The organism is Thermomicrobium sp. CFH 73360 (genome assembly GCF_023806465.1).
Classification (GTDB): Bacteria; Chloroflexota; Chloroflexia; order Thermomicrobiales; family Thermomicrobiaceae; genus Thermomicrobium.
The window spans coordinates 325825-347709 of record NZ_JAMSLS010000003.1 but is presented as its reverse complement, the minus strand read 5'-3'; the positions used below and the strand labels follow the sequence as shown (position 1 = coordinate 347709).

Sequence of the window (21885 nt, the reverse complement as noted above, 5' to 3'; positions counted from 1 at the left end):
TCGGGGCCTATGCTCTCTTTCTCCGGCAGCCTCCCACTAAAACTCAAACGGTAGAAGATCCTTGTTCACGTTTCATCGATCACTGAGGCCACGCTGCCCCGGGACGAGAGTGCCAGAATGACAAGGTAGTTCCCGATCATTCCTGGACTGATCCCGGCGATGCGGCGCAGCACGTTCACGTCTCTCCTCCCAGTCCGTCCCCGAACCGCCGTAGTTACCGTTGCCAGCCAGTCACTCTCCCCTTCAGCTTCGTATCCTTGACGCTGACGACGCGGACCGAACAACGGGGGAGGGAAAGGACAGCTGCCCATGACCAACAGCGCACCATCCACCGAGTCGCGGACCCGTCGATCGCGCATGCGTGAGGCAGAGGAACTCGTCCCCTCACGTCGACAGTACCTTCGCCTCAAGGCCCAATATCCCAATGCCATCCTTCTCTATCGACTCGGCGATTTCTATGAAGCCTTCGATCAGGATGCTGAAATTGTCGCCCGTGATGCTCGCATCACGCTGACGTCACGTTCTTTCGGGCGCAACGGCCGTGTCCCGATGGCTGGAATCCCCCACCACGCGCTTCACCACTATCTCGGGAGACTACTCGCCGCCGGTCACACCGTCGCCATTGCCGAGCAGCTGAGCGAGCCGGGGCGTGGACTCGTCGAGCGTGCCGTCACGCGCGTCCTTACACCGGGGACGGTCGCCGAAGCTGCCCTTCTCCCCGCTACTGAGAATTGCTATCTCGCTGCTGTTGCTTTCCACGGAGATCGCATCGGCCTAGCGTGGGTCGATGTCAGTACCGGCGAGTTCGCGACCATGGAACTCGCCGGCCGAGACCGCATGGAACTCCTTGCCGAAGAGTTCGCTCGCCTCGCACCAGCCGAGTGCCTTGTTGCCGAGACCTTTGAGGGATCGCTTCCACCTGCAGGCCGTCTCACTCGCCTCGAACCGTGGCACTTCGACCCCGACCGTGCCGCACAACGCCTCCGCACGCTCTTTGGCGTCCAATCGCTTGCACCCTTCGGCTGCGAGCATGCTCCCGCTGCCCTCGCAGCCGCTGGTGCGATTGTCGCCTATCTCGAACGAACGAATCCCTCCCTTGTGTCCCTGCTTACCAGCCTGCGCACAGAGCTCCCCGCGTACCGCGTCGGACTAGACGCCGCAACGCGCCGCAACTTGGAACTCACCAGGGGCTTGCGCACCGGTGGAACACGCGGCAGTCTGCTTGGGGTCCTTGACCTCACCTGCACGCCGATGGGAGCTCGCGCGCTCCGCCGTCTTGTCAGCGAGCCGATCCGTGACCTTGTCGAACTCCGTCGCCGCCAGGACTTCGTCGCCATACTCGTCGCAAACCCCGAACTTCGTCATCGGCTCGCTCAGATCCTGCTCGGTGCTGGCGATTTGGAACGGCTGATGAGCCGGATTGTGCAGGGTACCGGCTCCCTCCGCGACTTCCTCACCCTACGCCAGGCACTCGCGACCGCTGAGGCGCTCGTGGGTACGCTCCGGGCTACCTCACACGAGCCGCTCCGGGTCTTCGCCGAGATGGCTGGTTCCTGTAACGACTTGGCCACACTGCTGGAACGAGCGATCGTCGAAGATGAAGAGGGTGCGCGAATCCGTCCCGGCTTCTGTCCCGAACTCGATGCCGAACTCGCTGCCATCCAGGAGACACGCCGCTTCCTTGCAACGCTCGAGCAGCGCGAACGCGAACGCACCGGTATCCGCTCACTCAAGGTCGGATACAATAAAGTGTTTGGTTACTACCTTGAGGTCACGCGTCCCCACCTCCACCGGATTCCGCCCGAGTACGTGCGGAAACAGACAGTCGCTACCGGTGAGCGCTTCATCACTCCGGAACTGAAGGACGCAGAAGCGCGACTTCTCGCAGCCGAAGCGCGGATCACCGCACTCGAGCGTTCCGCGCTCGAGCGACTGACGCGCGAGGTTACCTACCGGAGTGGAGCGGTGTTGCATCTTGCTCGTTGGATCGCGCAACTGGATGCTTTTCGCGCTCTCGCGGAAGTGGCAGCACGGTACGGCTGGGTACGCCCAGAATTGGAGGAGAGCGACACGCTTGAGATCAGAGGCGGTCGCCACCCGGTCGTCGAAGCAACACTCGACGACCGCCCCTTCGTTCCCAACGATTGCCAGCTCGGCGGAGAGGGGCCACAAATACTCCTGGTCACCGGTCCCAACATGGGTGGCAAGAGTACATATCTACGTCAGGTGGCATTGATCGTGCTTCTTGCGCAAATCGGTTCCTTCGTCCCCGCCCAACGCGCGCGGATCGGTCTTGTCGACCGTATCTTCAGCCGCATCGGCGCCCATGACGATCTCCCCGGAGGCCAGAGCACGTTTCTGGTCGAGATGATCGAGACGGCAACCATCCTCCGCCAGGCCACCCGACGCAGTCTGGTGATCCTTGACGAAGTTGGACGTGGCACCGCAACCCAGGACGGCCTCGCGATTGCTCGCGCTGTGCTTGAAGATCTCCACAATCGCGTCGCTGCCCGCACCCTCTTTGCAACCCACTTTCTCGAACTGACCGCTCTGACCGCCGAACTCCCGCGGGTCGCAAACGTCCACGTCGCCGCAATCGAGCGCGACGGCCACGTTGTCTTCCTCTACCGTGTCCTCCCTGGCCCCGCTGACCGCGCATACGGCATCCATGTGGCCCGTTTGGCAGGTCTCCCATCCTGGGTCGCAGACCGCGCTGAGGCATTCCTCAGCGCTCCACCCAGTGCGGTCACCATTGCGCAGAAAGAGAGTGAACAACCCTGTGTCGCGGAGCCCCAAGGTCCCCGGCAGCTCCCGTTGCCCGGCTTCCCCGACGGATCAGCCGCTGCGCAGGCTCTTGCTCGCGAACTCCTCGCGCTTGACTTGACTCAGCTCTCGCCTCGGCAAGCGCTCGACTGGCTCTTTCAGCAACAGACGCGTCTCCGCAGCGTCACCAATTCGCAGGAGTGAGGGATGGTATTGCGCCCTGTCGCCCCTCGCCGATCAATCCGCATCCTTCCCCCGGCAATCGCCGCCCGCATCGCGGCCGGTGAGGTGATCGAACGCCCTGCCTCCGTCGTCAAAGAACTTGTGGAGAACGCGCTTGATGCCGCTGCTTCTCACATTCGCATTCACATCCGCGGTGCCGGCTTGCTTGAGATCCGCGTCACCGACGACGGCTACGGCATCCCGCCCGACGAGCTGCCACTTGCCGTCCAGCGACACGCCACGAGCAAGCTCCCTGACGACGACCTTGAACGGATCGAGACACTCGGCTTCCGCGGTGAGGCGTTACCGAGCATCGCAGCAGTGGCTGAGCTCGCGATCGCCAGCGCAACAGTCGATACACCTTTTGGTCGCCGCCTCACGCTCTACAACGGAGAGATCGTCGCTGATGAGCCGGTCGCCCACCCTCCAGGCACCACCGTCATCGTCCGTCGGCTCTTTGAGAATGTCCCCGCACGCCTTGCCGCTACCCGTAACGAACGCGCCGAGGTCGCCGAGATCGTCCGCGTCGTACGCCGTCTTGCCATCGCAGCGCCAGCGGTACGCTTTGCTCTCTGGCTCGAAGACCGGCTTGCGCTCCAGACAACTGGTACTGGCGAGCTTTCGACGACGCTCATCGAGCTTTATGGCCCTATCCTAACGGACGCGCTCCGCTCGCTTGGGCCGCTCGAGATTGCCGGCGCACGGGTGACAGGTCTCGTCTCTCGCCCTGACCTGACACGCTCCAATCGCAATCACCTTCACATTATCGTCAACGGCCGTTGGACACAGCCAAGAACGCTCCTCACTTCCCTCGAGGCAGCCTACCGTCCGCTTCTCCCACGCGGGCGGCATCCCATCCTTGCACTGGTCATCAACGTTGATCCGTGTGCCGTCGATGTCAACATCCACCCGGCCAAACTGGAAGTGAGGCTGCACGCCGAGCGGGAGATCGGGCAAGCCGCCAGCGAACTCCTGCGCAGCGTCCTCGCCCGTACTCCTCGCTGTTTCGTGTTCACTCCGCCGACCCAGCTCCTTGATCCCCTCCGCAGCACCCCTACCGTGAACGAACCAGACACGCGATATGACGAAGAGTCCCCGGACGCGCCAATCATTACTCCGGCATTTCCGCCCATGCACCTTCTCGGACAACTCCAGAAGCGATTGATCCTCCTGGAGGGGCCAGACGCACTCTATCTCGTCGATCAGCACCGAGCCCACGAGCGAATCCTTTATGAACGACTGCGTGACGCCCAGGCCACGCAACCCGACCCTGCTCTCCTTCCCGAGCCGATTCTGATCGACGTCCGGCCGGCCGACGTCGAACGGTTTGCCAGTTGGCTCGACCGTCTGACCACGCTTGGCTTCCACTGCGAACCGTTCGGCCCTCGCTCCTTCCTCCTTCGCGCAATCCCGGCACTTCCTGGCGTCGTGGCCGGCTCCGACCCGCTTTTCGGTATCGGTGAACCCAAGGAACTTGGGCCCAGCTTGCTCACGCTTCTCGATGAGTCCGACACGAACGAGGACTGGCGCGACCGCTTTCTTGTTCAGCTCGCCTGCCGCACCGCTGTTCGCCGTGGCAGACCGCTCCCCCGTGTGACCTTGCGTGCCCTCGTCGAAGCTCTTGGGCAGACCAGCGCACCGGCAGTATGCCCGCATGGCTCACCAATCGTCCTGCGCATCGAGGCTGATGCCCTCGCCTCTCAATTCCGCTGGTGACTCAACAAGCCCCGCCGGGCCAAGGAACGCAACAGACGCCCCTGCTGAACGCAGCAGGCACACGACCACAGCACAGGAGCAAACCACTCCGCGGTGAAAGACAGACGGATCCAGAGCGACACTTCGAAGGTGCGCTGCGACGTTCGTCCGTCACTGAATCCGGTGTCAACAGCGCCTCAGCCCCGGGACAACAACCAGCCTGTACCCTCGGTGAACGCAGCCCAAAACATTGCAAGTGTTGGTCGACCCGATCATGTGGAAGAAAGGGGAAGCATCACGCCGTCTCGTCGTACGCTCGGAAAATCGCGACGGCGTTCTGCCCTCCGAAGCCAAAGGCGTTCGCCATGGCCACTCGCACTGGCATCGGCCGCGCCACGTTTGGGACATAATCAAGGTCACATTCCGGATCGGGATTGTCCAAGTTCATCGTTGGAGGAACCACCCCGTCACGGATCGCCAGCACGCAGACAGCCCCTGATACCGCACCGGCTGCCCCGACCAGGTGCCCTATCATACTCTTCGGCGAACTAATTGCCACGCGATAGGCATACTCACCGAATACTGCCTTGATGGCTTTGGTCTCCGTGACGTCATTGAGCGGCGTCGACGTTCCGTGAGCGCAGATGTAGTCGACGTCTTCGGGCTGGATCTGGGCGTCCCGCAATGCCAGGCGCATCGCTCGTGCGGCACCGAGGCCATCGGGATCTGGGGCGCTGATGTGGTACGCATCGCCGGTCACTGCCCCACCAGCGAGCTCGCAATAGATCCGCGCGCCGCGTCGCCGCGCGTGTTCCTCAGTCTCGAGCACCATCACCGCGCACCCTTCGCCGAACACGAACCCGTCACGATCACGATCGAACGGTCGACTCGCCTTCTGGGGCTCCTCGTTCCGGCGCGAGAGCGCACCCATGTTCGCAAAGGCCGTCACCGCAACCGGCGTAATCCCGGCCTCTGTGCCTCCAGCAATCATGACATCGACCTCACCCAGCCGGAGCAGACGCAGCGCGTCGACAAAGGCCTGCGCGCCCGCGGCACATGCCGCAACCGAGGCCATGATCGGCCCTGTGATCCCGTAGACGATTGAAATCTGGCAAGCAGCCATGTTCGGCGCGAACATCGGAACGAAAAAAGGGCTCACGCGATTGGGACCGCGCTGGTAGAAGGTCACGACCTCGCGCTCCATCGTCTGGATGCCGCCGCCTCCGGTGTTCAGCATGACACCGATTCGGTCAGCATTCTCGCGCGTGATCTGGAGCCCGGCATCGCGGATCGCTTCTCCGGCAGCAGCAACCGCAAACTGCGAGAAACGATCCATCCGGCGAGCTGCTTTGAAGTCCATGAACTCTCGAGGATCAAAACCCTTTACTTCAGCTGCGATCTGGACCTCAAGATTGCTCGGATCAAAGCTCTGGATTCGGTCGATCCCCGACTCGCCAGCCAAAAGCCGGCGCCAGAGCGTCGGGACGTCCAGCCCAAGTGGCGTGATCGCCCCGAGTCCGGTCACCACAACACGGTGCACAGTCGCCCCCTCGTCCACTTTCTCACGGTTCAAATCCCAAATCGCGCATCGAATAGGCTTCGACATCACGTTGGATCTTCCGCACGAGTCCGGTTAAGACCTGTCCCGGCCCAACCTCAAGGAACGTCGTCACTCCGCGATTCGCCATCTCCCGCACACTGGAGGTCCACTGTACTGGCTGCGCCACCTGACACGCGAGTTCACGGCGAATCTCCTCGACCGTCGACAAAATCTTCCCTGTCATGTTGGCTACAATCGGAATGTCCGGCTCCCGCAGCGGAATACGGGCAAGGAGCTCCGCCAGCGCTTGGGCCACCCGCTCCATCAGCGGCGAGTGCGACGCCACCGTGACCCCAAGTCGCACCACGCGTTTCGCACCACGTTCTTGCGCCAACTCCATCGCACGTTGCAACGCACGCTCTTCACCCGAGATTACCAGTTGCCCCGGGGAGTTGTCATTGGCCACAACAACGAGCCCCATATCACTTGCCTGCCGGCAGATGTCTTCCAGCGCCTCCCGGGCGAGGCCAATGACCGCCGCCATCCCGCCTGGGCGCTCGAGACTCGCCTCCCTCATCAGTCGGCCACGCTCGCGCACTAAGCGTAGAGCGTCCTCGAACCGCAGAGCATTGACGGCCACCAGCGCCGTAAATTCGCCCAAACTGTGGCCAGCAACGATCGTCGGTTGCAGTGACGCGCCCAGCTCCCGCAGACGCTCGCGCAACGCCTCCAGATACGCCAAGCTGACTGTCAGAATGGCCGGTTGCGCATTCGCGGTGTCCGCCAGTTCCTCTGCCGGACCCTCAAAGCACAGGCGCCGCAACGGCATACCGAGAACCTCTTCAGCCTGAGCAAAGATTCGACGCGCCGCCTCCGAGATCTGATGCACCCGTTCTCCCATTCCTACGTGTTGACTACCCTGTCCCGGAAAGAGCAGCGCAAGCCGCCTCTGCAATAACCCCCCTAAGTCCATCGACGCACCTCGCCCTCTCCCACCTCGTTGCCAACTGTTTTCATATCCTAGCACAGTCCGGAGAAATCCGCTCTGCCACAACCTTCCCGGGATAAGCTCCAACTACTGGTAGCCACCAGCACACCTTTACCTGTTCCACCTCGATCGCGTCATCCCGACCGTGAGGACATGTCTGATGATCGAACACCTGCAAGGCGGCAGCAGCGGGCGAAACCACCCGCCGACGCGATACCAGACTACCACCCGACCAGCGGTTGCATGCACTAACGAGGAGAGCTGGCAAAGCACCACTTTGCTCGCTGCCGCGCCCTCTCTGGGTTGCCCTTGGGTTCACCATTTCTTCACCCCGGGGCCACGTTTCCTTCATCGACCATCACTCTGGCCTTGCTATGAACGACCGTAGGAATTGAGTCAGCGTGAAAGGAGGTTGGAATGTCCCCTCGGCGAACACTCCCACTCTCTCCGGCTGTCACCGCTTGGCTCCAAAAGTGCCGGTGGGCTTGCGGAGAAAAGTGCTTCACCGAAAGCTGTAACCACAGTGAGAACCCAACCTTCGAGGCCATCCTCGCCCAGCGAGTCAGCCGCCGCACAGCGCTCCGCGGTGTCGCCGGCGTTGCGCTCGTTCTGGCTCTTGGTCAGGCCAGTCTCAGTCACACCGAGGCAAGCAGCCGTGGCCGCCTGACTTTCCGGCCCATCCGACTGAATTCCGACGACCGCGTCACCGTACCCGAGGGATATGGCACGACCGTGGTCATCCGCTGGGGAGACCCCTTGGAAAGTTGGGGTCCGGAGTTCCGGGTCGATGCCCAGTCACCAGAGGCCCAAGCGCATCAGTTCGGCTACAACGCAGACTTCGTTGGTCTTTTCCCGCTCCCCCTCCTCACCAACAACCCCAACCGAGGTCTGCTTGCTGTCAATCACGAGTACACGAACCCTGAATTGATGTTTCCGAACTATCGCCAAGGGGATCCAGAGCCCTGGCAGGTCGCCGTCGAACTGGAAGCGCACGGCGTGACCATTGTCGAGATCACGCAACGCGGTCGGGGCAACTGGGTCTATCTGCGCGGTTCCCGTTACAACCGGCGCATTACGGCGACGACCCGCTGCGAGCTGACTGGCCCCGCTGCTGGTTCAGACTGGCTCAAGACGAGCGCTGACCCTACCGGGACCGTCGTCCTCGGGACGCTCAACAACTGCGCCGGCGGCAAGACTCCATGGGGAACACTCCTCACGTGCGAGGAGAACTTCCACCAATACTTCGGCAACCTCGACGCACTCGACTCCACCGATCCGCGAGTTGCAGTGCACAAGCGCTACGGCATCCCCGCCGGCAAGTCCGAGCGCGTTTGGGAGCGCTTCGACCGCCGCTTTGACGTTACCCGCGAGCCCAATGAACCCTTCCGCTTCGGCTGGGTCGTCGAGATCGATCCCTACGATCCCACCTTCGTCCCCAAGAAACGGACTGCACTCGGTCGCTTTAAGCACGAGGCCGCGACCGTCGTCATCAACCGCGATGGTCGCGTCGTCGTGTATTCCGGTGACGATGAACGCTTCGAATACGTCTACAAGTTTGTCAGTGACGGCCGCTTCAATCCCAACAATCGCCAGGCCAACCTCACGCTCCTTGACCGCGGTACGCTCTACGTCGCGCGCTTTAACCCAGACGGCACTGGTGACTGGCTTCCACTCGTCTACGGCGAAGGTCCGCTCACTGAAGCCAACGGCTTCACCTCTCAGGCCGATGTCCTTATCAACACCCGCCGAGCCGCTGACCTTTTGGGCGCCACGAAAATGGATCGACCGGAGGACATCGAGACGAATCCAGTCAACGGCCGGGTCTACGTGGTCTGCACCAACAATACCCGTCGCAACTGGAACCAGATCGATCCGGCCAATCCGCGCGGTAACAACCGCCATGGACACATCATCGAACTCATCGAAGCCGACGGTGATTACACCGCCACGCGTTTCACCTGGGAGATCTTCCTCTTGTGTGGCGACCCAGCAAACCCGGACGATCTGGTTTTCGCAGCCGGCTTCGATCCAAGCCAAATTAGCCCCATCTCTTGCCCAGACAATATCACCTTTGATGCCTGGGGAAATATGTGGATCGCAACTGACGGCCAATCTGGCACCTTCCGCCGTAACGACGGCATCTACGCCGTTCCCACCTCCGGTAGTGAGCGCGGCTACGTGCGCATGTTCTTGAGCGGCCCACGCGGCTGCGAAATCTGTGGCCCGGAGTTTGCCCCTGACTTCCAGACACTTTTCTGCGCCATCCAGCATCCCGGTGAGGGCGGCACCTTTGCCCAGCCGATCTCCAGCTGGCCAGACGGCACGGTCCCGCGGCCGAGCGTCATCGCAACCTGGAAGACCACCGGCGATCCCCGCATTGGGGGTTGACCTCGATCGCCCGTCTCCCAACACCGCTGGTCTGGGAGGCTCCCCGCGTCGGAGCCTCCGAGACCCGTTTTCGTTTTCGGTGTCGGTGCACCTGCTCGTCCCTCACCACAGGCCTCCTAGCCTGCTGGACCCGGTATTACGCGGCGTCGACACGCGGTGCAGCTCTCCACGTCAGACGAAGCGGCCTCCCTTCATCTCCCGCAGCATCGGTCGGCTCACCCGCCTGTTCCCCGCGCGCAGCATTCATCTTCACAGTCACCGCTATTTCACCGCTTAATCCAATTGGAATGGCGAGAGACTCACCCCGTAATCGAACGTGTCAATCCCCTCAACGCGCTTCAAAGCGTTCACGATCACATACGTGAGCGGGGTGGCCACGGCTTCATACGCCGACTTCACCAGCCAGGCAGTCACGATCGTCCGCACTAGGTCTTGTCCCGCCATCGTGCCCAAAAACGCCACCGTCACGAACACCAGTGAGTCGAGCCCCTGCCCCACCAGTGTCGAGCCGATCGTCCGTATCCAGAGAAACCGGCCTCGCGTCACGAGCTTCAGCCGCGAGAGCACCGCCGCATTGGCAAACTCCCCGATCAGATATGCCAGGAACGACGCCGCCAACAAGCGCGGCGTGTAGCCGAGGATGCGCTCATAGGCCGCCTGGCCGTCCCAAAACGGAGCCGCTGGAAGGTACTGCGTCGCCGTGAAGGCGGCCACCGCTAGCAGGTTGCAGGCAAATCCAAGCCAAATCACCAGCCGAGCACGGCGGTACCCATACACTTCGGTCAGCACATCGCCGAAGATGTAGGCCAGTGGAAAGACGGTTACCGTTCCAGCCGGAACGTACAGCCCCCACACATCAACGATTTTCACCGCGACGATATTCGAGGTGATCAGCGTGGTGACGAACAGCGCGGTGATCGCAACGAACCAGCGGCTATACTGTCCCGGTCCAAGCTCCACCGGTATGTGCCGCGCTTGGTGCTTCGTTTTCCTCTCCATCACCTGTCGCGCACTCCTCCCGAACGTCCGACTCTCTCCCTTCGCAGAGCTCTCCGCTCTTCTCGCCAGCCGAGGATAACTCATCGCGTACAGTGCACTCCCGAGCTGTGCCCGCCTCGCTCATAGTACGAGGCTGGTCATTTCTCCGAGTTAGTCAAGCCCCACCGCCTCACGGCGCGGTTAGAGGGAGGCGATAGCTTCCCGACGCCCCATCGTTGGCGTCGGCGCAGCGAAGCCAGCGCTAGCCGTCACCCCACACGGCGGGACGTGGCCCCAGCCACGATGCTGAGATCGCCCCTGACAGGAAATGACCACAAGGGGAACAGTCTCACAGCTGGCAGATAGCACAGTCGAACGGTAACTGTGCACCGCTGCGTGCAGCGTGCTCCCAGTTGAGTCCGCCTCAACGCACCGGACATCGCCTGCTCCCGCCACACGCTAAGCGTGCCTGGCGAGTAGAAGCGACTCCTCCCCGGGTACAGCAGGAGAAGGCAACAGCGCTTCCCAAACCCGTGTAATCCTCTTCGAGCTCATTTTTCGTGCTTGGTCTGAGGCACCTAGGAGCCCCGCAGCGCTGCACAACTAAGGAGCGCAGAGAAGACCGTTCGTGCGGGAACTCCCGTGCGAACCGGTGTCTCCTCGACCTACACATCAACCGTTCCAGGACCAGCAATCAACGACGGGTTGTCCACCAGGTGCCGACACGGTGCTGATTCGCATGTCCGTCCGGCTCAACGTTCCTCGGTCGCCGCCACCGGCTGCTCACCCAATACTTCCCGAATCTTCTCCGGTCCGACCGTCTCCTCGGCAATCAGGAGCTCTGCCAGCCGGTCCAACTCCGCACGGTGCTCGCGCAAGACCCGTTCAGCTCGCTCCATCGCCTCATCAAGCAATCGCCGCACCGCCTGGTCGGCCCGGTCGAGCGTACTCGTCCCGATGCTGTGGTCTTGCACAATCTCGCGCCCAAGGAAGACATGCTGTTCGCCAAGCCCCAGATAGACCGGCCCGAGTTCCTCGCTCATCCCCCACAGGCCGACCATCCGCCGTGCCAACTGGGTGGCCTCCTTCAAGTCGTTCTGGGCACCGGTCGAGACCTCGTGGAAGACCAGCTGTTCGGCCGCTCGGCCGCCCAGCAGTACTGCTAGCCGGCCGAGGAGTTGGCTCCGCGTGTAGTTGAAACGGTCCTCCTCCGGCGCTTGCACCGTCACCCCGAGAGCCCGGCCGCGTGGCACAATGCTGATCTTGCGCAGCGGGTCAGATCCTGGGGTGAAGTAGGCCACCACCGCATGTCCTGCTTCATGGTACGCCACGAGTCGCCGCTCCTCTTCGCTCATCAGGAGCGACCGCGTCGTTCCAAGGAGTACCTTGTCGAGCGCCTCTTCAAAGTCTGACTGGTCGACCACTTGCTTACCCCGGCGCGCTGCCACCAGTGCCGCTTCGTTCACCAGGTTGGCCAGATCCGCTCCGGAAAATCCAGGCGTCGCCGCTGCCAACCCATCGAGATCAACATCCGGTGCAATGGGAATGCCACGCGTGTGGATCCTCAGAATGGCTGCTCGCCCCCGCTTGTCAGGTAACCCCACCATGACTTGCCGGTCGAATCGTCCGGGCCGCAGCAGCGCCGGGTCCAGGACATCCGGTCGGTTCGTCGCCGCAATCACGACCACGTCGGTGTGCGCCTCAAAGCCGTCCATTTCGACCAGCAACTGGTTGAGCGTCTGCTCTCGCTCGTCGTTGCCCACTCCCAACCCAGCAAAACGCTGTCGCCCGACTGCGTCGAGCTCATCGATAAAGACAATGGCTGGTGCCTGCGCCTTCGCCCGCTCGAAGAGATCACGCACCCGGCTGGCACCGACGCCAACAAACATCTCGACGAACTCCGAGGCGCTGACACTAAAGAACGGTACCCCCGCTTCCCCGGCCACAGCGCGAGCCAACAGTGTCTTCCCAGTGCCTGGTGGACCAACCAGCAGAACTCCTCGCGGTAGCCGTGCGCCAATACGGTGGTACTTCGCCGGATTCTTGAGGAAGTCCACCACCTGCGCCAATTCCGCCTTCGCTTCCTCCTCGCCCGCCACATCGGCAAACGTCACCTGAGGCCGCTCGACGTCATAGACTCGCGCCCGCGAGCGACCAAAGCTGAACACGTTCTGCTGCCCGCGACTCAGGTTGCGCCCAAGCAGGAACAGAAGGCCAATCAGGAAGACGAAAGGCAACACACTCACCAGGAGTGAGGAGAACGAAATCCCGCCGCTCGATCGCACTTGAACCAATGCGCCGTGCTGCCGCAAAAGGTCCGCTACTTCAACCTGTGCATTGTCGGGAATCACCGTCCGGAACCGCGTGACCGATCGCACCTGCACCGGATCAACAGTATCCGGCACTGGTTCATCCGGGAAATAGACATAACCATTCGCAACCCGCAGTGGCTGAGTGAATTGCCCATCAACCGTATTCCCTGAGATCGTGACGCTCGAGATGAGCCCGCGCTGAACCGCTTCGATGAAGCTCGAGTAAGCCACTTCAGGCTGCGGGCCGGACTGTCCCGGACGGAACACTGCGTAGAGGTTGTAGAACAGGATCAGTCCCACAATAATCCATAGAATGCCGAACCGCGAGCCAAGGAGACTCCGGAAGAATCTCCCTACTCCATTTCCCTGTCGATCCCGTGATTCACGCGGTGTGCGATTGCGTTCGTCCATCGTCGATCCCTCGTATCGTCAAGCCAGGCTGAATATGTGAGCTTCAGCCGGTTCTTTCTGATTGTACCCGCCTGGAACCTGACCTGTCCGATCAACGCACGAGGCAGCCGCGAAATGATCGGCTGCCTCGCACGTGAGGAGGAGATGAGACAGGTGTGCGACGGTGGGGCCGGGACTGGCAGATCTTGCTCCCGGCACTCAGCAGTATGCCATACCCGAGGGGACGGCGTCTACGGGTAATCGTGGCTATTCCATTGAAACGCGCCACAGCGGCCTCAGAACGACATCCAATACCCTGCCCCACTCACACCCATCACGAGCGAGACACCTCGATAGTCGGAAAGCACACTAAACGCAGAATGGGTGATATCGCCTGTCAAATCCCTGCCTTGTGGTAGATCGGCGGCCATCCGCGGCAACACGAAGCGCATTCCCCCTCATCGGGAGCCTTCTGCGTGGAAACCCCCATCTGCGTCACGACCAAAAGCCTGCTCGGCGTAAGGAGCCATCACTTTTCTCGTCACATGGCTCTTAAGCCAGCCCACGCTCCCGCAGCAAAGCAAATAGTCCAGCGAGATCGAAATAGCACGCTTGCCGCACGATGAGGCCATCACGCACCGTGAAGAATGCTGCCATCGGCTGCGTCACACGTTCGGTCCCGTGCGTCGCCGTCGCAACGAGCTCCACTGCCACCTCGTCACCGTCCGCGACAAGCGTGCGCACTGCAGCCCAGCTGTCCGGCCACACCGCCTCGCTCGCCTCCAGGAATGCCCGCAACGCTTCCTTCCCGCGGAGCTCGGTCCCGTCTGGCGTCGGGCCAGGTGCCCACAGCACAATGTCGTCTGCACAATAGGCAAGGGCCGCATCGATATCCCCCCGGTTGAGGGCCTTGAGGACAGCCCTCACCACCCTTGCTGGCTCGCGTTCTTGCTCACATCTCGTCATTCTCTTACCGGTTCGAACGTGACCCGCAGAGCTCCCGACGCGAGTTCTACAGCAACCGGACGTAGGCCAGCCTGTGCGAGCCGTTCATCCAATGCCGCTTGCAACCGTGCCGTCACCTGCTCTGCGCTGACCCCGATGCCAAATAGCCCCTCCACACGCGCATCCCGCAGCACAAAGCGCCCGTCCTCCACTGCTGGTCGCGCACGATACGTCGCGCCAAATCCATAAACGCGCACATGGACAGCGATCCCCTCGGGACTGATCTCGGCACGCGGATCGCTCGCTGGACGCAGCTCGGCCTCGTGTTCGCCGAGCCACCGGTTGAGCTCCGCTTCGCTCACGACGATTGTCTGGCCACCGACGGTCACTTCGAACGAAGCCTGCGCTACCGGCGTCGCCGTGGTGGTCAGATCACTGCCGCCCAACGAGCCCGGAGCGCGCGCCGGTTCGCGCGTCAGAAACGCTGCCGCCGCCAGCACCAGTACCAGTGCCGCGATCAGTGTCGTGACACATCCGGAAAAGCGCCCTCCGAGACCGCGCCGCACGTAGCGATACCGCCGCATCTGTTGAGGACCGGTTGCCCCGCGACGGAACGGCTGTCCGCAAGCGATACAGACAGGGCCCGGCGGCTGTTCGGCTCCGCAGCTCGGGCAGTACACCTCACCCCCGACCTCGCCGCTATCAAACGACCGCCGAGCAAGGATACCCCACCCGTCAGCGCACGATGATACGCCCAAGCATTTCCGGGTGGAGCGTACACCAATAGTCGTACGTCCCTGGCTCGCGGAACGTGAACGAGAACGTCTGTCCCGATTCCAGCAAGCCGCTGTCGAATACCCCATTCTTCGCCGTCACGGTGTGCGTTGTTGGTGCATCATTCCGCCAGATCACCGTCGTGCCAGGTGCCACTGTCAGTTCGGCTGGCTCGAACCCAAAGTTGACCACACGCATTTCGATCGTCGTTGGACCCGCCCTCGCTGCAACGGTCGGTGTCCCCGCCAACGCCGGCCCGTACGCGGAACGCTCGCTCTCCATCGTCTGCGTTGGTGCAGCAGGAGGTCCGTAGCCGTACGATCCTCCGTATTCACCTGAGCCAGCAGCTGGGTTCGCTTCGCTCGCCTTGCCACATCCGGCGAGTCCCAGTACGGCAAGCAGCAAGAGCACCACCCAAAACCAGCGCATCACTGCGCTCCTCACCGCCACACTCGCCGCAGCGCAATGCCACTCGTGAGCAACAACAGGCCAGCAAGCCCCGCAGTAATCACACCCCACACCGGAAGACTGCTCGATCCTACGCCGGTCGCCGGCGCCAGCTGCGCTCGGATCTCCCCGCAGGCCACATACGTGCTGATCTCCTGCTGCGACTTGTGCACGTTGATTGCAAACTGCCCAGCGAGGAGCTGGCTGAGCGGCACGTCAATCACCGTCTCCGACCGCCCATTCATCAGACTCTGCAACGGATAGCGTGGCTGCGGGTTGAGGTTGAAACAGGTGCCCTCGTGAATATGCGCGGGCTGTGCCACCCCCGCCGGTGGGTTGGAGAGAGTCACTACCACTCGCGTCTGGTTCCCAACCGCTGTCAGGACCACCGTGCCTGACTGTCCGGAACCGCTCTGCTCACGCAACGTGATCGTTACCGATTCCTGCGCTGCCGCGGGTAGCGCCAACGCAACGAGCCCCAACAGTGCGACCACAAGTGCACGGATGAGCGTTCGCATCGTTCCCTCCTGTCCGTCGTCGCCGACCGTCTAAGAGCAATACGCACGAACCCCACAGATGGATCGAGCTCACACGGCGACCGATCGTCCCGCTTGGCACGCACTCGCATTCCCGGTCGTGCGAAGCCATGCTGTCACAGCACGATGCATACCTGGCTCTCGCCTTCGGCATTCTGGCGGGGGAGACACGACCACGGACGCCTTTACGGCAGCCTGCTCGGAGATCACGCAGCGTTGGGGACACGTGTGTGGTTGTGGCCCTACGCTTCGCGGCTCACGAATGCTTGGCGCCCTCGCGACAGGAAACCTCCATTCCGTACCCAAGAGCACCCTGTCACGGTCGCCGAGTGACACCGCGCCCTCACGATGCCCAGCAGCGAACCGGCCGTGTGCACAACAGGAATGCACCCCGATCAGCCCTCATGTTCCTCTCGAGAAGTGTCATTCGTACCACTCTCCGACTCCGAGAAGGACCGTAGACCCCAGGCAGCACCTGGAACGATGGCTCGCGAACCTGTCTCTGACCTTGTGAGCCGGATCCAACACCTCACCGGCGTGCCAAAACACCGCCTTCCTCTCGCCTTCGGTCAGCCAACAACTCTGTCCTGTGGTATACTTTCCAGTTGGCCGTATACTCGGCCAATCGGGAGGATCAACGCGTGCCCATCGTTCTCAAGCGGCCGGAACAGATCCGTCTGATGCGCGAAGCCGGCAAAATCGTAGCCGAGACTCTTGCCGTTCTAGCTGACGCTGTTCGCCCTGGCATCACCACTGCTGAGCTCGACCGTCTAGCGGAGCGGATCATTCGGAAGCACGGGGCTGTGCCTTCCTTCAAGGGTTACCGTGGTTTCCCGGCCTCCATCTGTGTCTCGGTCAATGAAGAGGTCGTCCACGGCATCCCCGGTCCGCGTATCCTCCAGGAAGGCGATATTGTCGGTATCGACGTTGGAGCTCGCTACCGCGGTTACCACGGTGATGCCACCATCACCGTCCCCGTTGGACGGATTTCCCCAGAGGCGGAGAAGCTCCTCCGCGTCTGCCGCGAAGCACTTGAGATCGGCATTGCCTATGCCCGCGCCGGCAATCGTCTCACCGATATTTCCCACGCTATCCAGCAGCACGTCGAGGCTCACGGCTTCTCAGTCGTACGCAACCTTTATGGCCACGGCATCGGTCGGACACTTCACGAGGAACCGATGCTGCCGCACTACGGCCCACCCGGCCAGGGACCGGTACTCCAACCTGGCATGGTCCTGACCATTGAGCCAATGATCGCCGCTGGTCGTCCCGAGACGCGCCTTCTCGCCGACCGCTGGACAGTCGTCACCATGGATGGAAGCCTCTCCGCGCAGTTTGAACACACCGTCGCCATCACCGAGAACGGTCCGGAAATTCTGACTCTCCCGTAACCCTCAGTCCTCTGCCGGCACCGGTAGCCGGCCCGTCCGACGCAGTGCCAGCCAGCCACTCCGACCTTGTACGACCGCCATCCCGGCGAGGATGAGCACAACTCCCACAAGGAGTCGCCACCCGATCGGTTCCCCTAAGACTGCCCAACCGAGTGTGACACCGACCGGTGGCATAAGATACGTTGCCAACGACGCGACCACGGCTCCGGCAGAGGCAATCAACCGGTAATACAGCACATAGGCCATCCCGCTGCTTACCACCCCCAGTGCGCTGAGCGCGAGAAAAGCAGGCAGCGTCGGGCGCAAGTCCCCTGGTATCCCACTTGCGAGTACCAACGGCACGAGGAGCAGCGCTGCAAGCCCAATTTGCGCTGCCGCCAAAGCCAGCGGAGCCCCACGCAGGAACCGTCGCGCGTAGGCGAACCCCAACCCATAACATGCGCTCGATACCAGCACCGCCAGCTGTCCCTGCGTCGAGGCTGAGCGGAACGCCGTCAGGTCTGCACCACTCAGCACGGCCACTCCCACAAACCCGAGCCCTACCCCCATAGCTTTGCCCCACGTGATCCGCTCCGCGCGGAAGGCCAACACGGCAAACAGCACGGTGAAGAATGGCGTCGTCGCGTTGAGGACTGACGCGAGCCCCGAATCGATATGCTGCTCGCTCCACGCAATGAGCAGGAAAGGAACGACATTACCAACCAGCGCCATGACGACAAGGTGCGGCCAGACTGCACACGCCGGCCACTGTTGCCGTGTCCACCAGCGGATCGCAAGCAGCACAGCAGCTCCAAGCAGCAATCGCCCCTCCACAAGGAGAACTGGTGGGAATCCCTCCACTGCGACCTTAATGAACAGATAGGAGCTCCCCCAGATCGTCCCTAAGAGCACGAGTTGTACGAGTTGTCCAACCCTCATCCCACGCTCCTCAATGTGCCCACCCTGTCCACGCCCTTCGCCGCAAGAGCATCGGCGAGACCGCTACGGCGATACCTCGTCGGCTTCGGACGACCTTCAAGGGGCACACCGGCTTGCGTACCCCTGACCGCACCTTACCGCCTATCCACGTCCACGCAATGTGCCGAGCATGTCCTGGCAAAGGACGATCACCTTGATCCTGACCGGCTGCACCGACGTGGTAGCCGCCTCACGTGCATCACACGTCTGCGCGCAGCAGTTCATACCGGCCTCCTAATACTCCCACGCCAGCCGATGACCTAGGCACCTCCCACGTGTCGCGACGGCCACGCTCTCCACGGGCCACCATGGTATGTCGCGACCGCCAAGCTGCCATCAGGCAAGACACGAATGCATTCGTTGGCCGCGTTGTTCGCCGCGTGTAGACGCTCGCGCCTTACCTCCTCGTCAGCCCACAATACCTCCGGCACCGACGTGCCCGCTCTCCGCCGTGTCCCACCCCGCCGCCCCCCACGCGATTTGTCCAGTGAAAGGTGCCGCCGTCTGCGCGCTGCCCATGCTCATCGAGTGCAACTTCTCATCCCACACTTGCGTTCTTCCGAGCTGACAGTTTGGCTCCCACATGAGGAATCGCGTGCACAACACGGCACGTGCAACTCGCAACACCCGAACTCTCTGAAGCATGACGCTTCAGTGCCCTCACAACCTGTCCAGCAATCGAGCCCCCGTCTAACGTCACGGCAGCGTATCGTCAACGAGGAGGGGATAGCGCTCTTGGTCACCAGTTCGGTCAGACTCCCAAGCCTGATTTAGGCTGCAGCCACTCCGCTTGAGCAGATGCAAGTGCGTACGCCCAGTCACCGAATGCGTCGCCCATCCCCAAATCGCGACCAAATGCCCCCCTCAAGGCGCGGCCACACACAACATCCCTTTCACGAGTCCAGCTGCGCCCACTGGAAGCGCTACGGGTTCTTTTGTTCCCGGTAGGTCTCAGGACAATAGATCCCCTCTGAAGCCCCTGTCATTCGCCAGCAAAGGGGTCAGATACCCACGTGAGGCGCAGCGAATAAGACAACACCAAGAGGGCGAAGGGAGGGGCACCACGGATCGCGCCTGCACCCGACCGCCTTCAAAGCAGAGTACGGCCCTCCTGAGACCGCACGGTACGGGTCTCGATGCCAAAGATGAAGACCACAACTGCCATCGAGCCGGGAAACATGATCGAGGGGTGGCTGGCACCACCCCTCAATCCTTTTCTGTATTGAGTGATACGACTCAGCGTGCCGCCGCACGTCGGCGCAGTTCGAGCGCCACACCCATTGCTGCCAGCAGCGCGCCTAGTGCCGTCAGGAGACCAATCAACAGCCCGCCACCGGTCCCACCGGTCTTGGGCAGCACTTGTGGGGCAGCAGCCGGAGTCGTTGGCGGCGTAGCCGTCGCCGGCAACGCCTCACTTACCGGGGTTGGCGTCGCCGTCGCACCTGCTGCCTCACTGACTGGGGTCGTGACCGGTGTTGGTGTCGGTATCGCCGCTGGCGTAATCGGTGTCGCTGTCGGCGATGGAGTACGAGTGGGCGTCGCTGTCGGTTCCGGAGTGCCTACCGGCGTCGTCTCCCGTGTCGGCGTGGGTGTAACCGTCGGTGATCCCGTCGGGGTTACCGTCCGTGTTGCGGTCGGCGTCTCCGTCGGCGTCTCCGTCGGCGTCTCCGTCGGCGTCTCCGTCGGCGTCTCCGTCGGCGTCTCCGTCGGCGTCTCCGTCGGCGTCTCCGTCGGCGTCTCCGTCGGCGTCTCCGTCGGCGTCTCCGTCGGCGTCTCCGTCGGCGTCTCCGTCGGCGTCTCCGTCGGCGTCTCCGTCGGCGTCTCCGGCGGCGTCCCCGTCGGCGTCGCTGTCGGTGTCGGTTCCGGAGTCCCCACCGGTGTCGTCTCGGCTGTCGGTGTCGCTGTCGGCGTCTCCGTCGGTGTCGCTGTCGGCGTCTCCGTCGGTGTCGCTGTCGGCGTCTCCGTCGGCGTCGCTGTCGGCGTCTCCGTCGGCGTCGCTGTCGGCGTCTCCGTCGGCGTCGGTTCCGGAGTGCCAACCGGTGTGGTCTCGGCCGTCGGGGTTGCTGTGGGCACCACAGTCGGTGTCGCCGTTGGCGTTGCTGTCGGCGTCCGCGTCGGTGTTGGCGTGCGCCGAGCCACACAGTCGTAGTGACTTAGGTTGAACTGGCCATCCCAGGAGCTATAAATCGTCACCCATGCATTGATCAGCGTCTCCGGGCTGCTCGTATACCAATAATAGTGAGCAGTCCCACCGGTAACTGTCGACAAAGGCACATTGATAGTTCCAGCGTTCTGAAATTGTGCGGTGATCGATGCTGGTGCATTCGAAGGCGTATCGATCTGAGTGATCACAAAATGCCACTCAATCTCTTCATTCTTCTTGCAATTCTTCGACGTGTTTTGATGGTCCTTCTTTAGTTGAACCGTTTTCGTCCCGGTAGGCGTCGGTGTGGGTGTCTGTGATCCCCCACTCTTCGCTCCAACCTCACCCGCCTGCAGTGCAATAGCCACGCTAACGATCAGGAGTGCCAAGCTCAGGAACGTTCCAATCCAGACCATCCACTGTGGACGCTGCTCTGACCCTCTCATCACCAGCCCCCCTTCCGCACCAGTCGCTCGCTCGGTCGATTCAGGTTGTCAGCAAGATTGCTCAACGCTCACCCCCTCCTGCCCCAAAACGCACGCACCCGGCCGATCAACTCCCGGCCGGGTGCGCCACTGGCTCCACGCTGCCCCTGGCGCCCACACAACGGGCAGCGCTTCTTTGCCTCCGGGCTTTCCGATCTCAGTCGGACGAATGGCCTGGGACCAAAATCCCATTCGTCTTAGCTTCAGTATAACCATTCGGGTGAGTATTGGCAAGGGACGAAAGTACCGATTTTGGCTACGTCCAGACTACAAGCTGGACACAGCCTTGACACCGCTTTGGCTTCGTCACATGTGTCCTGTCCAGACTGCAAGCCGCTCCGCGAGCCGTATGCTTTGCCTCTCGAAACGCAGCCTCACCATCAGAGACGCCGACGGCTCACCCCACAGCCGGCACACAGCTGCGCCGCCGCTTCCAGTTCGCGCTCCACCTCACGCCGCAGTCGACGCACTCACCCGTGGTGCCCGCTCGCGCAACCGCTGGACAAGCGCCTCTACCCGATCCCGTTGGAAGCTTCCCACAAACTCCCGGTCGCGGATGTAGAAGCGCACGTCAAAAGCGATACCATCACGCTTTTGCGCCTGCTGCCACCAGCCATGCAGCGCTTCAAGCCAGCCAAAACCGGTCGCCTCAATGCGCAACAGCGCTACCGCTTCGCCCTTGAGGTACGCCAGCGCCTCCCCGAAGTAGACCCGCGCCTCACCAGTCGACTCCACGACCCGCCGCAGTTCGTCATACCGTAATGGCACTGAACGTATGGTCACGATCCACGCACCAGGCATCCGCGCCTCAGTGACTTTCTCTTTCGGTTGGAACGACTTTCCGCGCCACCACTGCACCATCGCCCACCGTCCCTGTCCTTTCCCGCGATTCTAGCTGGTTCACGATACAGCGTGTACGTCGGACGCACCG

General features: G+C 62.3%; 15 protein-coding genes and 1 riboswitch. Of the genes, 4 read left to right on the top strand and 11 right to left on the bottom strand.

The genetic code is table 11. From position 1 onward, the window contains the following. Nucleotides 1-309: 309 nt before the first annotated feature. Together mutS and mutL are read left to right on the top strand one after the other, a co-directional pair. Nucleotides 310-2967, top strand: coding sequence for a DNA mismatch repair protein MutS (mutS, locus tag NET03_RS08195; RefSeq protein ID WP_252128425.1), 2658 nt, complete (start codon nt 310-312; stop codon nt 2965-2967). Between the two features lie 3 nt (nt 2968-2970). Continuing rightward, nucleotides 2971-4701, top strand: a complete 1731-nt coding sequence (gene mutL / locus NET03_RS08190; protein WP_252128424.1) for a DNA mismatch repair endonuclease MutL — start codon at nt 2971-2973, stop codon at nt 4699-4701. 274 nt (nt 4702-4975) lie between these two features. On the opposite strand, the gene fabF is transcribed toward mutL, so the two are convergent. After that, entirely contained in the window at nt 4976-6220 is a 1245-nt protein-coding gene (fabF, locus tag NET03_RS08185) for a beta-ketoacyl-ACP synthase II (RefSeq protein ID WP_353655804.1), read from the bottom strand. 22 nt (nt 6221-6242) lie between these two features. After that, nucleotides 6243-7193, bottom strand: coding sequence for an ACP S-malonyltransferase (fabD, locus tag NET03_RS08180; RefSeq protein WP_286207280.1), 951 nt, complete (start codon nt 7191-7193; stop codon nt 6243-6245). Nucleotides 7194-7625: 432 nt separating this feature from the next. On the opposite strand from fabD, the gene NET03_RS08175 reads away from it, so the two are divergent. Further along, a complete protein-coding gene (locus NET03_RS08175; protein ID WP_252128421.1) occupies nt 7626-9596 on the top strand; it encodes a PhoX family protein in 1971 nt (656 codons plus the stop codon). A 273-nt stretch (nt 9597-9869) separates the two neighbouring features. Here NET03_RS08175 and NET03_RS08170 read toward each other — a convergent pair whose 3' ends face one another. The 6 genes from NET03_RS08170 to NET03_RS08145 form a co-directional block, all read right to left on the bottom strand. After that, a complete protein-coding gene (locus tag NET03_RS08170) occupies nt 9870-10595 on the bottom strand; it encodes a queuosine precursor transporter (protein ID WP_252128420.1) in 726 nt (241 codons plus the stop codon). A 731-nt stretch (nt 10596-11326) separates the two neighbouring features. Further along, a complete protein-coding gene (gene ftsH / locus NET03_RS08165; RefSeq protein WP_252128419.1) occupies nt 11327-13297 on the bottom strand; it encodes an ATP-dependent zinc metalloprotease FtsH in 1971 nt (656 codons plus the stop codon). Between the two features lie 531 nt (nt 13298-13828). After that, nucleotides 13829-14206 (bottom strand): nuclear transport factor 2 family protein, encoded by a 378-nt coding sequence (locus tag NET03_RS08160; protein WP_252128418.1) that lies wholly within the window; start codon nt 14204-14206, stop codon nt 13829-13831. A gap of 32 nt (nt 14207-14238) precedes the next feature. Continuing rightward, nucleotides 14239-14805 carry a hypothetical protein gene (locus tag NET03_RS08155; RefSeq protein ID WP_252128417.1) on the bottom strand — a complete coding sequence of 189 codons (567 nt, stop codon included), beginning with the start codon at nt 14803-14805 and terminating at the stop codon, nt 14239-14241. A 151-nt stretch (nt 14806-14956) separates the two neighbouring features. Beyond that, nucleotides 14957-15424 carry a cupredoxin domain-containing protein gene (locus tag NET03_RS08150; RefSeq protein ID WP_252128416.1) on the bottom strand — a complete coding sequence of 156 codons (468 nt, stop codon included), beginning with the start codon at nt 15422-15424 and terminating at the stop codon, nt 14957-14959. Nucleotides 15425-15435: 11 nt separating this feature from the next. Next, nucleotides 15436-15960, bottom strand: coding sequence for a CHRD domain-containing protein (locus NET03_RS08145; RefSeq protein WP_252128415.1), 525 nt, complete (start codon nt 15958-15960; stop codon nt 15436-15438). A gap of 659 nt (nt 15961-16619) precedes the next feature. On the opposite strand from NET03_RS08145, the gene map reads away from it, so the two are divergent. After that, entirely contained in the window at nt 16620-17369 is a 750-nt protein-coding gene (map, locus tag NET03_RS08140; RefSeq protein ID WP_252128414.1) for a type I methionyl aminopeptidase, read from the top strand. Between the two features lie 3 nt (nt 17370-17372). Here map and NET03_RS08135 read toward each other — a convergent pair whose 3' ends face one another. From NET03_RS08135 to NET03_RS08125, 3 genes are all read right to left on the bottom strand, one after another. Beyond that, entirely contained in the window at nt 17373-18287 is a 915-nt protein-coding gene (locus tag NET03_RS08135) for a DMT family transporter (RefSeq protein ID WP_252128413.1), read from the bottom strand. 1275 nt (nt 18288-19562) lie between these two features. Then, entirely contained in the window at nt 19563-20915 is a 1353-nt protein-coding gene (locus tag NET03_RS08130) for a hypothetical protein (RefSeq protein ID WP_252128412.1), read from the bottom strand. Between the two features lie 106 nt (nt 20916-21021). Next, nucleotides 21022-21107, bottom strand: a riboswitch (cyclic di-GMP riboswitch). A 297-nt stretch (nt 21108-21404) separates the two neighbouring features. Then, nucleotides 21405-21815: a hypothetical protein gene (locus tag NET03_RS08125; RefSeq protein ID WP_252128411.1), complete on the bottom strand. Its 411-nt coding sequence runs from the start codon at nt 21813-21815 to the stop codon at nt 21405-21407. Nucleotides 21816-21885: the final 70 nt, after the last annotated feature.